This window comes from Streptomyces sp. NPDC006140 (assembly GCF_040628815.1).
GTDB lineage: Bacteria > Actinomycetota > Actinomycetes > Streptomycetales > Streptomycetaceae > Streptomyces.
The window spans coordinates 219,487-232,213 of the sequence record NZ_JBEXTS010000013.1 but is presented as its reverse complement, the minus strand read 5'-3'; the positions used below and the strand labels follow the sequence as shown (position 1 = coordinate 232,213).

Annotated in this window: 9 protein-coding genes, 2 tRNA genes, 1 other RNA gene and 1 pseudogene; 4 read left to right on the top strand and 9 right to left on the bottom strand. The window is 72.8% G+C overall.

All coding sequences use genetic code 11. The features are described 5' to 3' along the window. Positions 1 to 12: 12 nt before the first annotated feature. From ABZ386_RS30635 to ABZ386_RS30625, 3 genes are all read left to right on the top strand, one after another. Positions 13 to 1,296, top strand: coding sequence for a sensor histidine kinase (locus ABZ386_RS30635; protein WP_358966794.1), 1,284 nt, complete (start codon positions 13 to 15; stop codon positions 1,294 to 1,296). Beyond that, positions 1,293 to 1,913 carry a response regulator transcription factor gene (locus ABZ386_RS30630; protein ID WP_355715655.1) on the top strand — a complete coding sequence of 207 codons (621 nt, stop codon included), beginning with the start codon at positions 1,293 to 1,295 and terminating at the stop codon, positions 1,911 to 1,913. Before ABZ386_RS30635 ends, ABZ386_RS30630 begins: the two co-directional genes overlap by 4 nt. Positions 1,914 to 1,935: 22 nt before the next feature. Next, positions 1,936 to 2,011: transfer RNA gene (locus ABZ386_RS30625), tRNA-Gly, on the top strand. Positions 2,012 to 2,062: 51 nt separating this feature from the next. Here the strand turns inward: ABZ386_RS30625 and ABZ386_RS30620 are convergent. The 6 genes from ABZ386_RS30620 to ffs form a co-directional block, all read right to left on the bottom strand. Further along, positions 2,063 to 2,962, bottom strand: coding sequence for a phosphoribosylaminoimidazolesuccinocarboxamide synthase (locus tag ABZ386_RS30620; protein WP_356503485.1), 900 nt, complete (start codon positions 2,960 to 2,962; stop codon positions 2,063 to 2,065). 69 nt (positions 2,963 to 3,031) lie between these two features. Next, on the bottom strand, positions 3,032 to 4,516 hold the full coding sequence (locus ABZ386_RS30615; RefSeq protein WP_358966792.1) for a N,N-dimethylformamidase beta subunit family domain-containing protein: 1,485 nt from the start codon (positions 4,514 to 4,516) through the stop codon (positions 3,032 to 3,034). Between the two features lie 245 nt (positions 4,517 to 4,761). Next, the gene (locus tag ABZ386_RS30610) at positions 4,762 to 6,606 is read right to left on the bottom strand and encodes a hypothetical protein (protein ID WP_358966843.1); all 1,845 of its coding nucleotides are present in this window, start codon (positions 6,604 to 6,606) and stop codon (positions 4,762 to 4,764) included. A 339-nt stretch (positions 6,607 to 6,945) separates the two neighbouring features. Then, positions 6,946 to 8,199 (bottom strand): phosphoribosylamine--glycine ligase, encoded by a 1,254-nt coding sequence (gene purD, locus ABZ386_RS30605; protein ID WP_351347871.1) that lies wholly within the window; start codon positions 8,197 to 8,199, stop codon positions 6,946 to 6,948. Between the two features lie 151 nt (positions 8,200 to 8,350). After that, positions 8,351 to 10,885, bottom strand: coding sequence for a DNA polymerase III subunit gamma and tau (locus ABZ386_RS30600; RefSeq protein ID WP_358966790.1), 2,535 nt, complete (start codon positions 10,883 to 10,885; stop codon positions 8,351 to 8,353). 54 nt (positions 10,886 to 10,939) lie between these two features. Continuing rightward, positions 10,940 to 11,038, bottom strand: an RNA gene (ffs, locus tag ABZ386_RS30595) — signal recognition particle sRNA small type. A gap of 72 nt (positions 11,039 to 11,110) precedes the next feature. Here ffs and ABZ386_RS30590 point away from each other — a divergent pair. After that, positions 11,111 to 11,198, top strand: a tRNA-Ser gene (locus tag ABZ386_RS30590). Between the two features lie 5 nt (positions 11,199 to 11,203). On the opposite strand, the gene ABZ386_RS30585 is transcribed toward ABZ386_RS30590, so the two are convergent. The 3 genes and pseudogenes from ABZ386_RS30585 to ABZ386_RS30575 all read right to left on the bottom strand — a co-directional run. Further along, the gene (locus tag ABZ386_RS30585) at positions 11,204 to 11,719 is read right to left on the bottom strand and encodes a hypothetical protein (RefSeq protein ID WP_358966789.1); all 516 of its coding nucleotides are present in this window, start codon (positions 11,717 to 11,719) and stop codon (positions 11,204 to 11,206) included. Between the two features lie 154 nt (positions 11,720 to 11,873). Beyond that, positions 11,874 to 12,143, bottom strand: coding sequence for a hypothetical protein (locus tag ABZ386_RS30580; protein ID WP_358966787.1), 270 nt, complete (start codon positions 12,141 to 12,143; stop codon positions 11,874 to 11,876). A 114-nt stretch (positions 12,144 to 12,257) separates the two neighbouring features. Further along, a pseudogene (locus ABZ386_RS30575) lies at positions 12,258 to 12,572 on the bottom strand (ATP-grasp ribosomal peptide maturase); the annotation flags it as partial. Positions 12,573 to 12,727 lie beyond the last annotated feature (155 nt).

The following is a 12,727-nucleotide window of genomic DNA, read 5'->3' as shown; positions in this document are numbered from 1 at the left end:
AGTGACGGGCTGATGCGCGGGCCGGGCAGGTGGTGGCGGCGGAAGACCACGCCGGAGAAGGTCGAGACGTACACGCGGTGGTCGTTCCACTTCTTCGCGGTGATGGAGTTCTTCTCCGTCGGGCTCACGTCCGTGGCCCCGCTCGGGGCGCGGCTGGGCAGTGCCGTCATGGCGGTGGTGGCCGTGCACGCCGGCCTCTGCTTCGTGACCGTCTCCCGGGCGATCGACTGGACACGAGGCCGCAGGCCCCAACCCACCGGGCTGCTGTGGACACTGGCCGCCGTCACCGCCGCGATCGCCGTCGCCGCGATCGGCGTCGCCGAGCACGGACCCAAGGGCGAGGACGTCGACGCCGCCGCCGGGGGCGTCTTCGGGGTGATCCTGATCTTCGGTCCCGGCATCATCGCGCTCGGCGTCCGCGACCGGCGGCGCGCGTTCGCCATCGCGGGCGGCTTCGCGGCCGGCACCTGGACCGTGGCGTTCGCGCTCGGCGCCTCCGCGCTCACGGCGCTCTTCACGGCGCTGATCGTGCTGATCGGCGGCGTGTTCATCGCCTTCACGGCGGTCTTCTCGATCTGGCTGCTGAACGCCGTCTACCGACTCGACGAGGCCCGCGAGACCCGGAGCCGGCTCGCCGTCGCCGAGGAGCGGCTGAGGTTCGGGCGGGATCTGCACGACGTCATGGGGCGGAACCTCGCGGTGATCGCGCTGAAGAGCGAGCTGGCCGTGCAGCTGGCCCAACGGGGGCGGCCGGAGGCCGTGACCCAGATGGTCGAGGTGCAGCGGCTCGCGCAGGAGTCGCAGCGGGAGGTGCGGGAGGTCGTGCGCGGCTACCGGGAAGCCGACCTCGGCTCGGAACTCGCCGGTGCGCAAGGGGTGCTGGCGGCGGCCGGCATCGACTGCACGGTCGGCGGGGCACCGGTGGCCGGGCTGCCGCCCGCGGTGCAGTCCGCCCTGGGGTGGGTGGTGCGGGAGGCCGCGACGAACGTCCTGCGGCATGGGGACGCACGGCGGTGCGCGGTGCGGCTGCGGGTGCTGGAGGGGCGTGTGGTGTTGTCCGTGGAGAACGACGGGGTGAGCGAGTCGGGGAAGGAACCCGGGGCCGGACCGTCCGGTTCGGGGCTCGCCGGGCTGCGGGAACGCCTGGCGGAGATCGAGGGGACGCTGGAGGCCGGCCCGGCGGGGCGCGGGCTGTTCCGGCTGACGGCGGAGATCCCGCTGCCGTCGCCGCCCGCCCCTCCCGGCTCCGCCCCGGCCGTCATCGCGGCGCGCCCTGTGAGTGAGGTCACCTCGTGACGGCCGTGGAACCCATCCGGCTGCTGCTCGCCGACGACGAGCACCTCATCCGGGGGGCGCTCGCCGCGCTGCTGTCGCTGGAGGACGACCTGGTCGTCGTCGCCGAGGCGGCCACCGGGCCGGAGGCGCTGGCGATGGCCCGGGCGCACAAGCCCGATGTCGCCGTGCTGGACCTCCAGATGCCCGGGGCCGACGGTGTGAAGGTCGCCACATCGCTGCGGGCCGAACTGCCCGGCTGCCGGGTCCTCATCGTCACCAGTCACGGGCGGCCCGGGCATCTGAAGCGGGCGCTGGAGGCGGGGGTGCGGGGGTTCGTGCCGAAGACCGTGAGCGCGCAGCGGCTCGCCGAGCTCATCCGAACGGTGCACGCCGGGAACCGTTACGTCGACCCGGAGTTGGCCGCCGACGCGATCGCCGCCGGTGACTCGCCGCTGACCGCCCGGGAGGCCGAGGTGCTGGAACTCGCCGCCGACGGAGCGCCCGTCGCGGAGATCGCGGAGCGGGCCGCGCTGTCCCAGGGGACCGTGCGGAACTATCTCTCGTCGGCCGTGTCGAAGCTCGGGGCGGAGAACCGGCATGCCGCGGTGCGGCTCGCACGGGAGCGAGGTTGGGTATAGTGGTTCCCGCGCCACGGCGCATGCGAACGTAGCTCAGTTGGTAGAGCGCAACCTTGCCAAGGTTGAGGTCGCGAGTTCGAACCTCGTCGTTCGCTCCAGCGAGAAGCCCCCCGGTTCCGGCCGGGGGGCTTCTTCGTGTCTGATTCTGTCTACGACCAGCTCGTGCCGGTCAGGCGCTCGTACGCCTCCACGTACTTGGCACGGGTGGCGTCGACGACCTGCTGCGGCAGCGGGGGCGGCGGCTGCTCGCTCGCGCGGTCCCAGCCGGACTCCGGCGAGGTCAGCCAGTCGCGGACGAACTGCTTGTCGTACGACGGCTGCGCCCGGCCCGGCTGCCACTGGTCGGCCGGCCAGAAGCGCGAGGAGTCCGCGGTGAGGACCTCGTCCGCGAGGACCAGGTCGTCGCCGTCGAAGCCGAACTCGAACTTGGTGTCCGCGAGGATGATGCCCCGCTCCCGGGCGATGTCCCGGCCCCGCGAGTAGACGGCGAGGGTCACCTGGCGCAGCTGCGCCGCGGTCTCCGCGCCGACCTGGCGGGCGACCTCCTCGTAGGGGACGTTCTCGTCGTGCTCGCCGACCTCGGCCTTGGTGGCCGGGGTGAAGATCGGGGCGGGCAGCTCACTGCCGTCGACCAGGCCCTCGGGGAGGGCGAGGCCGCAGACCGTGCGGGACTCGTTGTACTCGGCCAGGCCCGAGCCGGTGAGGTAGCCGCGGGCCACGCACTCCACGGGGACCATCCGGAGCGACTTGCAGATCAGCGTGCGGCCCTCCCAGTCGGCGGGGGCGCCCGCCGGGAGTTCCGTGCTCAGGACGTGGTTCGGGACCAGGTCGGCGAGCTGGTCGAACCACCACAGGGAGAGCTGCGTGAGGATCCGGCCCTTGTCGGGGATCTCCGTCGGCAGTACCCAGTCGTACGCGGAGATGCGGTCGCTGGCGATCATCACGAGGTCGCCCGCCTCGTTCTGGTACAGCTCGCGCACCTTGCCGGTGTGCAGATGTACCAGGCCCGGAACCTGGAGCGGCTCGGGCTTTTCGACGAATCCGGACACGGTTCCTCCCCGTGGTTCTGTACGAGTGGCTCGATTCTCCCGTATGCGAGCCTGATCACGGACAGCGGGTCAGTCGCGTTTGCAGATGCGGTCCAGAAGGTTGACGGTGGCGCGCTGGATGCGCCCGTCGACGTGGCCGGGGCGGTCCAGGGCCGGAGACCAGGCGAACGTTCCGGATGCGAAGACCCAGGCGCCGGAGGGGGCGCGGTAGAGGGACGTCTCCTGGTGGCGGAGGACGCCCTCCTTGTCGGTGTACGGGGAGTGGGCGAGCAGCATGCGCTCCTCGTGCTCGGGCAGCGGGGTGCGCGGGAAGTAGCGGTCGGCCTCGCCCGCGACCAGGCCCTCGATCTCGTCGCCCTCGTGCGCCCCGGTCGCCTCCCAGAGCCAGTGCCCGGCGTTGCGCACGATCAGCGGGTGCGGCTCGGGGACGTGCCCCGCGTACTGGATGCCGAGGAGCTGCTGCTCCGCCCGGTCGATCTCCCGCCACAGCACCGGCTTGCCCGGGCCCCTGCGCTTGCGGCAGGTCAGCAGCCGGTGGGGGACGCCGGACGGGGAGGGGCCCAGCTCCACCTGCCAGTACATCGAATTGGCGGAGAGGAAGACGAGCGAGGTGCCGGCGTCGCGGGCGGCCTCCACGGTCCGGCGCATGTCGGCCGACCAGTACTCGTCGTGGCCCGGGAAGACCAGACCGCGGTAACGGGCGGGGTCGACGCGGCCCGCGTGCAGGTCACTGGAGTCGGCGTAGGCGACGTCGTAGCCGTAGCGCTCGGCCCAGCGGATGAAGTCGTAGGCGTGGCCGACGTGCAGGGGGAGGCCGGCGCCCGCGTACGGTCGGTCGAAGGAGACCGTCGTGGCGGCGTCGGCCTCGCCCAGCAGCCGGCCCTGGTCGTCCCAGGCGTGGTAGAGGCTGGCGCCGGTGCGGCCGTCCTCCGGGTAGAGGTTGTACGCCTGCCAGGTGATGTCGGGCAGGACCAGGAGCAGGTCAGCCGGCTGGTCGTGGCGGACGGTGAACGGAACGTGGGAGCGGTAGCCGTCGGCGGTGGTGAGCACGGCGACGTACGCGCCGATGTTCCAGTACGACGGGACCTGGAGGCGCCAGGAGAGCCACCAGTGGTGGCAGGAGACCGTACGGTCGGCCGTGAGCGGCGGGGGCTGCACGATGCCGGACAGGCGCGGGCTGGTGGTGATCTTGGCGGCGCCGTCACCGCCGTAGTGGCCGATGCGGTAGATGTCGACGCCGAACTGCTGGGGCGGGTCGACGGTGATGTGGAAGTCGATGGCCTCGCCGGGGGCGACCGCGCCGGTGGAGGTGAAGCCCTTGATCTGGCGGTGGACGTCGTCCGCCGCGCGGGGGCCGCCGGAGCGGGTGCCCTGCTTCGGCGCGTGGGGCGCGTGGGGCGCGTCCTGGTCCGCGTACCAGGGGACGACCCGGCCCGTGTCGTCGAAGTACGTCACGCTGCCGCGCAGCCATGGGACGGGGCCCAGGCCGAAGGGATCCGTCACGGCGTGTGCCAGCGCTCCCGACTCCCAGCGGCGGATCTGCTCCGGACCCATGGTTGCTTCCCCTCCCCTTCGCCCCCGTGGTCGTGCCTGCTGATGTGGTGCGTGGTGTCTGGTGGTGGTGCGGTGTGTGGTGTCGTGTGTGGTCTTGTGTGTTTGTCGTATGTCGCGCGCCTTTGCCATGCACGCGAACGGTCCAAGCACATCACATAACGCGCGCACTTCGTCACTGTTCGTTTCGAATTGGCCAGAAGCGGAAGGCAGTGCTCCGGTGGGTGGGGGCCAGGGACCGGCCGGGGTCAGGCGAGCCGGACCGGCTTCTCCGGGCGTATGCCCAGGTCGGCCAGCCAGGTCCGGAGCGGGGCGGCGTCGCCGTCCTCGATCAGGGCGAGGACCTTCGGCGCGAGATCCGGCGTGCGGGCGCCGTCGAGGAGCAGGGTCGGGCCGTCCAGCCAGTCCAGGCCGGGCCTCGCGCCGGCGGTGTCCATCGCGGCGCAGCAGACCATCGCCGTGAGGTGGTCGGCGAGCAGGTCACGGGACGAGCGCGGGGGCTGGAGGGGGAAGAGGGGGAGCGTGCGGTCGTCCCAGAGGGCGGCGGCGGGATCGGCGGCCGTGGCGTCGAGGGCCGTGGGGGACGACGGGCGGGGGGTCGCGGCTTCCTCGCGGGACAGCTCGGCGCTGAGGCGGGCGGCCAGGGCGGCGCTGCGGGCTGTTGTGCCGGAGAGGTCTTCGTCTTCTTCGTCTTCTCTGTCTTCTTTTTCTTCGTCTTCTCTGTGGTCTTCTTCGGTGTCGGCCGCGGTGGGGTGGGCTGGTCCGGGTCCGGTTGTGGGTCCGGCTCCAGGTCCGGTTGTGGTGGCGCTGTCGGGGGTGGCGTGCGTCAGGTGGTCCAGGACGCGGGCGAGGGTCGGGGCGCTGGTGGCGGCCGTCGTGGGGCCGGAGGCGGGGCGGACGCCCAGGGCGTCCAGGACGCGGTGGAGGCGGGCCGCGTCCACGCGCCACTTGCGGTCCACGACCTCCTCCGGATACTCGCTCCAGGCCACCGGCGACCAGTCGGGCCCGGGCCCGGCGGGGCCGCCGTGGAAGAGGCGAGCGGCGAGCAGGGAGGCGGCCTCGTCGACCGTGCCCGGCTCCTCCAGCAGATCACAGGCCGGCCGCTCCCCCAGCCGGGACGCGAAGCCCTCGGCCAGGCGGTCGCGCCGGGACAGCTCCGTGAGCGCCGCGACGACACCGGCGTCGAGCCGGGACGGCCAGCGGCCCATCCGCCAGGCGGGCAGGGCGACCCTGGTCAGCAGCCGGTCCCAGCCCGCGTACGCCAGCCCCACCTGCTCCTGGGCGACGATCCGCAGGCCGTAATCCACAGCCTGTGCACGCTCCGCGGCCGCGGCCGCCACCCCCCGCTCCATCTCGGCGGCGTGACCACGGCAGCTGCGCAGCAGAAGCCGGGCCACCCAGCCGACACCGGCGAGCACCGCCCGGGACACCGGATCGCGGCGGGACTCCGAGGCCACGGCCACCGCGGCGTCCAGCCCCCGGACGAAGCGCCGGGCGGCGGCTATGTCCGGGTGGGCCGAGGGGCCCGTACCGGCGACGACCGGTGCGAGGACCGCCCGCAGCTCGCCGACCCGCATCCACCACAGGAAGGGCGAGCCGATGACGAGGACCGGCGCGACGGGCTGCCGGCCGTGCGTGTACTTCCCGGCGCCCGCTATGTCGTCGTGCTCCTCGACCGGGGGCGGGCCGTGGGCGCGGTGTGTACGGTCCTCCAGCCAGCTGTCGCAGTCCGGGGTGAGCGCTATCGCGGAGGGCGCGGGGACGTCGAGCCGGTCGGCGAGGTCGCGCACCATCCGGTACAGGTCGGGGGCCGCCTCCTCGGTGATCGGGACGGTCGGGGTGATGGCGGGGCGGGCCCGGGCGACGACCAGGGCGACACCGGCGGCCGCGAGCAGCACGAGGACCGCGACCGGCGTCAGGGCCCAGCGGGCGGCGTCCCAGCCGGGGCCCGTGAGACGGCCGGTGGCCGGCCCCGCGAGCAGGATCACGGCGACGGCGGCGGGCAGCAGGGCCACGGCCAGCGCGCGGCTGCGGATGCGCAGCACGACGAGCGCCCGGTACCGCGCGGCCTGCGCGCCTGCCTCCACACCCATTCCGGTCACGACCGACCTCACCCCCTCCCCGTTGACCTGACGCTTCCCTTGCTCACTCCCCCACTGTGGCACCCGCCACCGACATCGCAATGCCGGTGGGCCAAGTGCCGGAACGCTTGCGCGGCACCCTAGTTGGGGCCTCGGCCCCCGTCAGCCGGATAGGGCATCGGTCACTCGATGGAATGGCTTTGGGGAGAGGTGGATGACGGAAAGCGAGGATCAGGCCCCCGCCTACCGCACACATCAGGCCCCGGATCCTGAGACGGATCCGGGGCCTGTGCGGTTCATCGGCGTCGGGGTGGTTTCCCTGGGTCCCCGGCGCCTGTCGCGCGCTGTCGGTTATGCGCCGGCCGCCGCCTTCGCGGCGATGTCCGTGCGGTGCTGGGAGCCGTCGAGGCGGATGCGGCCGACGGCGGTGTAGGCGCGGTCGCGGGCCTCGGTGAGGTCCTTTCCGGTGGCCGTGACGGACAGGACGCGGCCGCCGGCACTGACGATCGCGTCGCCGTCCCGCTTGGTGCCGGCGTGCAGCACGTACGCGTGCGGGGCGTCCTGCGCGGCGACCTCGTCGAGACCGGTGATCGGGTCGCCGGTGCGCGGGGTGCCGGGGTAGTTGTGCGAGGCGACGACGACGGTCACGGCCGCGTCGTCGCTCCAGCGCAGCGGCTCCAGGTGGGCGAGGTTGCCCGTGGCGGCGGCCATCAGGACACCGGCCAGCGGGGTCTTCAGGCGGGCCAGGACGACCTGGGTCTCGGGGTCGCCGAAGCGGGCGTTGAACTCGATCACGCGGACGCCGCGCGAGGTGATCGCGAGTCCGGCGTAGAGGAGGCCGGAGAACGGCGTCCCGCGGCGCTGCATCTCGTCCACGGTCGGCTGCAGAACGGTCTGCATGACCTCGTCGACCAGCTTCGGGTCGGCCCAGGGCAGCGGGGAGTACGCCCCCATGCCGCCGGTGTTCGGGCCCTCGTCGCCGTCCAGCGCGCGCTTGAAGTCCTGGGCGGGCTGGAGCGGCACGACCGTCTCGCCGTCGGTGACGGCGAAGAGGGAGACCTCGGGGCCGTCCAGGTACTCCTCGATGACCACGCGCTCGCAGGCGGCGGCGTGCGCCCGGGCGGCCTCCAGGTCGTCGGTGACGACGACGCCCTTGCCGGCGGCGAGCCCGTCGTCCTTGACGACGTACGGGGCGCCGAAGGCGTCGAGGGCCGCGTCGACCTCTTCCGGGGTCGTGCAGACGTACGAGCGGGCCGTGGGCACCTCGGCCGCCGCCATGACGTCCTTCGCGAAGGCCTTGGAGCCCTCCAGCTGCGCGGCCTGGCCGGACGGGCCGAAGACCGGGATGCCCGCCTCGCGCACGGCGTCGGCGACACCGGCGACCAGCGGGGCCTCCGGGCCGACCACCACGAGGTCCGCGCCGAGCTGCCTGGCCAGCGCGGTGACGGCCGCGCCGTCCAGGGCGTCGACCTGGTGCAGCTCGGCCACCTCGGCGATGCCGGCGTTGCCGGGGGCGCAGTGCAGCGCGGTGACGTCGGGGTCGTGGGACAGGGAGTGGCACAGGGCGTGTTCGCGGGCGCCGCTGCCGATGACGAGGACCTTCACGGGGGTCAGCCTAACCGGAGGCGGCGGGTTTCCTTTGTGCGGGCTGCCGAAGGGGGTGGGGATCTTGAGCTGGAGGTTCCTACGAGCACAGCGGAGCTGAGCTGAGCTGAGCTGAGCGGTCAGGCAGGGCTACTCGTTGGAGGACTCAGGGCTACTCGTTGGAGAACTCCTCCACGACCGTCGCTCCCAGCTCCCGGACGATGAGCTCCTGGCCGGAGAGGGCCGACTCGTCGAGGTCCGGGTCGTCGTCCTCGGGGATGTCCTCTTCCACGGAGACGTGGCGGGGCGCCGGGGTGGAGGGCTGGGGGGCCGGGGCGGACGCGGCAGGTGCGGACGGGGCGGACGCGGGTCTGCTCGACTGCTGGGCGGGGGCGGACGGGGCGGACGACTGGGGTGGGGCGGGGCGCTGGGCGGTTGCCGTGCCACCGCCGGCGGCGCTGTAGCCGCCCTGGGCGCCGCCGGGGTTGTAGCCGCCCGCGGTGCCGCCACCGCCTGCGTTGTAGCCGCCGGAGGCGCCGCCGCCGAAGCCGGAGGGGCCGCCCGGGGCCGGGGGCGCGGAGCCGCCGGAGGGGTCGACGATCGCCTCGATCTTCCACTGGACGTTGAACTGCTCGCCCAGCGCCTGCCGCAGCACGTCCTCGCTGCCGCTGCTCAGGAAGTTGTCCCGGGCGCCGGCGTTGACGAAGCCGAGCTGGAGGGTCGTGCCGTCGAAGCCGGCCACCTGGGCGTTCTGGCTGAGCAGGATCCAGGTGAAGCGGCGGCGGTTCTTGACCGCTTCCAGGATGTTCGGCCAGAGCATGCGGGGGTCGAGTCCGCCGCCCGTGGGGGCCGGGGCAGGGGCGGCCGGGCCAGGGGTGGCCTGGGCGGGAGCCGACGGTGGGGCTGCCGGGGCGGGGCTGGGGGCGGGAGCGCTCGGGGCCGGGGTGCCCGGGGCGGGTGCGTTCGCGGTGGGTGCCCCCGCAGCGGCCGTGGGCCAGCCGCCGGGGCGACGGCCGCCGCTGCCCGCGGAGGCGGCGGTGGGCCAGGCGCCCGGGGCCGGGGCGGTCGGGGCCGGGCTCTGGGCAGGCTGGGCGGGTGCGCCGGGGTGGGATGGTCCGCCGGGCTGGGCGTGTGCGCCGTTGCCGGGGCCGGAGGCGGCAGGGGCGTCGGAGGGTGCTCCCGACGCACCGGGGGCCTGTCCCCCGGGCGTACCCGATGCCTGGGGCGGCGCGCTCTGGCCCGCCGCGGCCGCCGTACCGGCTCCGGTGCCGCCTCCGGGACCACCGGGACCACCGGGACCACCAAGGTCTCCATGGTTTCCGGGGCCGACCATGCCGCCGCTGCTCCCGCCGGTACCGACACCGGCGCCGGGGGCACTGGGGGATCCGGGGGCTCCGGAGGCGCGGACCGCCGCCCGGGCCGCGGCCGGGCCCCCGCCCGGCGGGACCGGAGCCGCGCCCGTTCCCCCGTGCGCCGCCTCGTGGTGGCCCTCCGGCCCGGGGACGTAGCCCATGGCGGGCATGCCGGCCGCGGGACCCGGCGAGAAGTTCACGCCGCGCTCGATCCGGTCCAGGCGGGCCATGACGGACCGCTCGTCGCCGTAGGCGGCGGGGAGCAGGACGCGGGCGCAGATCAGTTCCAGCTGGAGACGGGGCGAGTTGGCGCCGCGCATCTCGGTCAGTCCCTCGTTGACGAGGTCGGCGGCGCGGCTCAACTCGGCCGGGCCGAAGGTACCGGCCTGGGCCTGCATGCGCTCGACGACGTCGGCGGGGGCGTCGATGAGCCCCTTCTCCGCAGCGTCCGGGACGGCGGCGAGGATCACCAGGTCGCGCAGCCGCTCCAGCAGGTCGGCGACGAAACGACGGGGGTCGTTCCCGCCCTCGATCACGCGGTCGACGACCTCGAAGGCCGCGGCCCCGTCGCCGGTGGCGAAGGCCTCGACGACGGAGTCGAGGAGGGACCCGTCGGTGTATCCGAGCAGCGCCGTCGCCATGGCGTACGTCACACCGTCGGCGGCGGCACCGGCCAGCAGCTGGTCCATGACGGACATCGAGTCACGCACGGACCCGCCACCGGCCCGGACGACGAGCGGGAGGACGCCGTCCTCGACCGGGATGGCCTCCTTCTGGCACACCTCGGCGAGGTAGTCCCGCAGGGTCCCGGGCGGGACGAGCCGGAACGGATAGTGATGGGTGCGCGACCGGATGGTCCCGATGACCTTCTCGGGCTCGGTGGTCGCGAAGATGAACTTGAGATGCTCCGGTGGCTCCTCGACGACCTTCAGCAGCGCGTTGAAACCGGCCGACGTGACCATGTGGGCCTCGTCGATGATGTAGATCTTGTACCGGCTGCGGGCGGGCCCGAAGAAGGCCTTTTCGCGCAGGTCACGGGCGTCGTCCACACCGCCGTGGGACGCGGCGTCGATCTCGATGACGTCGATGGAACCGGGGCCGTTGCGCGCGAGGTCCTGACACGACTGGCACTCACCGCAGGGCGTCGGCGTCGGGCCCTGCTCGCAGTTCAGGCACCGGGCCAGGATCCGCGCGCTGGTCGTCTTGCCGCAGCCGCGCGGCCCGCTGAACAGGTACGCGTGGTTGACCCGGTTGTTCCGCAGCGCCTGCTGCAACGGGGCGGTGACATGCTCCTGCCCGATGACCTCGGCGAAGGTCTCCGGGCGGTAGCGGCGGTACAGAGCGAGAGACGACACGCATACGAGGTTATAGGCGCCCACTGACAACGGACCCCGCCACAGGAACCCCGGAACGCAAACGCCCCCCACGCACCCGCCAGAGCCAACCTACCCTTGCTGCCTTCCGGCCCTGGGGGAGTTCAGTCAGATAGCGCCGCGTGAGGGGCTGCGCCAAGGCTACCTGATGTCGGGGGCGGGGAACGAGTTCGCGAGCACTCCTCTCGGTCATGTAATGTTTCGGGCGGAGGATTCGCCTAGAGGCCTAGGGCGCACGCTTGGAAAGCGTGTTGGGGGCAACCCCTCACGAGTTCGAATCTCGTATCCTCCGCCAGTGCCTCACCGGGCACGATGTCGAAGGGCCCCACCGTTCGCGGTGGGGCCCTTCGACGTGATCCGTCGCAGTGCACCGAAGATCCGGAAGGCAGAGACCACTGCGGACCATCGGGGCTTGCCAGCCAGACCGTCTGGGTGTCGTGGCCGGCCGTGACTCCGAACGCGGCCCTGTTCGGCAAGCCGTACTCCTCCCAGACGGCCACCGCCGACTCGACCGCGTCCCAGAGGCAACGTGGACCGCCCTGGCGGACCTACGGGCGTTTGACACTGCGAGCGGCTCTGCTGCCGAGCGATCATGAAGCTCGGGGCGTCCGCACTGAGCCATCCGCTCGCGCTGCCGCCAGTGACCACCAGCTTGACGAGGCCCAGTGAGCGCGTCCAGCCGCGGAGGGTGGTGAGGATGTTGCCACCGGGCCGCACCTGCTCCAGCCAGGCGGGAGGGATGCTTCGCAGCCCATAGGTGGCGATGAGCCTGTCGTACGGCGCTCCCTCGGGGTGGCCCGTACGACCGTCCCCCACGACCAGGCGGGGCGCTGACCGCACAGGGCGAGGGACTCGCGCGCTCGTCGTGCCACGCCTTCGTCCGTCTCGATCGAGGTGACCGCGTCGCTGCCGAGCCGGTGGCACATCAGCGTCGTCGAGTAACCGGTACCCGTGCCGATCTCCAGCACGGTCATCCGTCCTGCACGTCCAGATCCTCCAGCATGCGGACTACGAGGCTGGGAAGCGTGGACGACGAGGTCGGTTCGGCGTTGCTGATCGGCTTGGGGTCGCTCCAGTCGATGTCCCGACTGCCGAACTGGGTCAGCCACATCTCGTCGGAGTAGACGAGCCGGAGCCATTCCTCGCGGCAGACGCTCTCCGGGGCGACGGGCTCCCACGTGGTGACGCCCGGGGCGTCGCTCTCGCGATAGAAGCGCGGTGTGAAGACATGGCGAGGCACGGCCTCCACGGCAGCACGCCGTTCGGGAGACCGTAGCCACCCGTGCCTCACCAGTCGGTCGGCGAGCTGCCGGCGTAGACCAGCGGGGCCGACGCGATGTCGGGCTCGGTGTGGTCAGAGGGCACGGAGCCCTCCTTCCAGGAGGTCTGCCAGCGCGGCCGTCATGGGCAGGCCGGTCGGCGGCTCCATCCATGCCCACTGTCCGGACGGGTTGGACTCGATGAAGATCCACTCGCGGGATTCGGTCAGGAAGTCGAATGCCCCGAAGACGAGGCCGAAGTGTTTCAGGTAGGCGGGCAGCGCTCGTTCGATGCCGGGTGGCGCGGCCACGGGTGTGTAGATGTGGGGGCTGTAGTCGGTGCGCCAGTCGAGGAGTCCGGAGTCGATGCGTACCGAGAAGACGCCGCCCCGGTCGTGCAGCTCGGTGATCACGAAATCCGTGGTCGGGTCGCCATTCGCCGATTCGCCGGTGTACTCAGTGATGGTCAGGGGGCTTCGGGGCTGAGTAGCCGACTGGGAACTGAGATCGAGGAAAGTGGCGCTGCGATCGGTTTGTCCGCTCCCGTGAAGGAACTCTCCGAGTT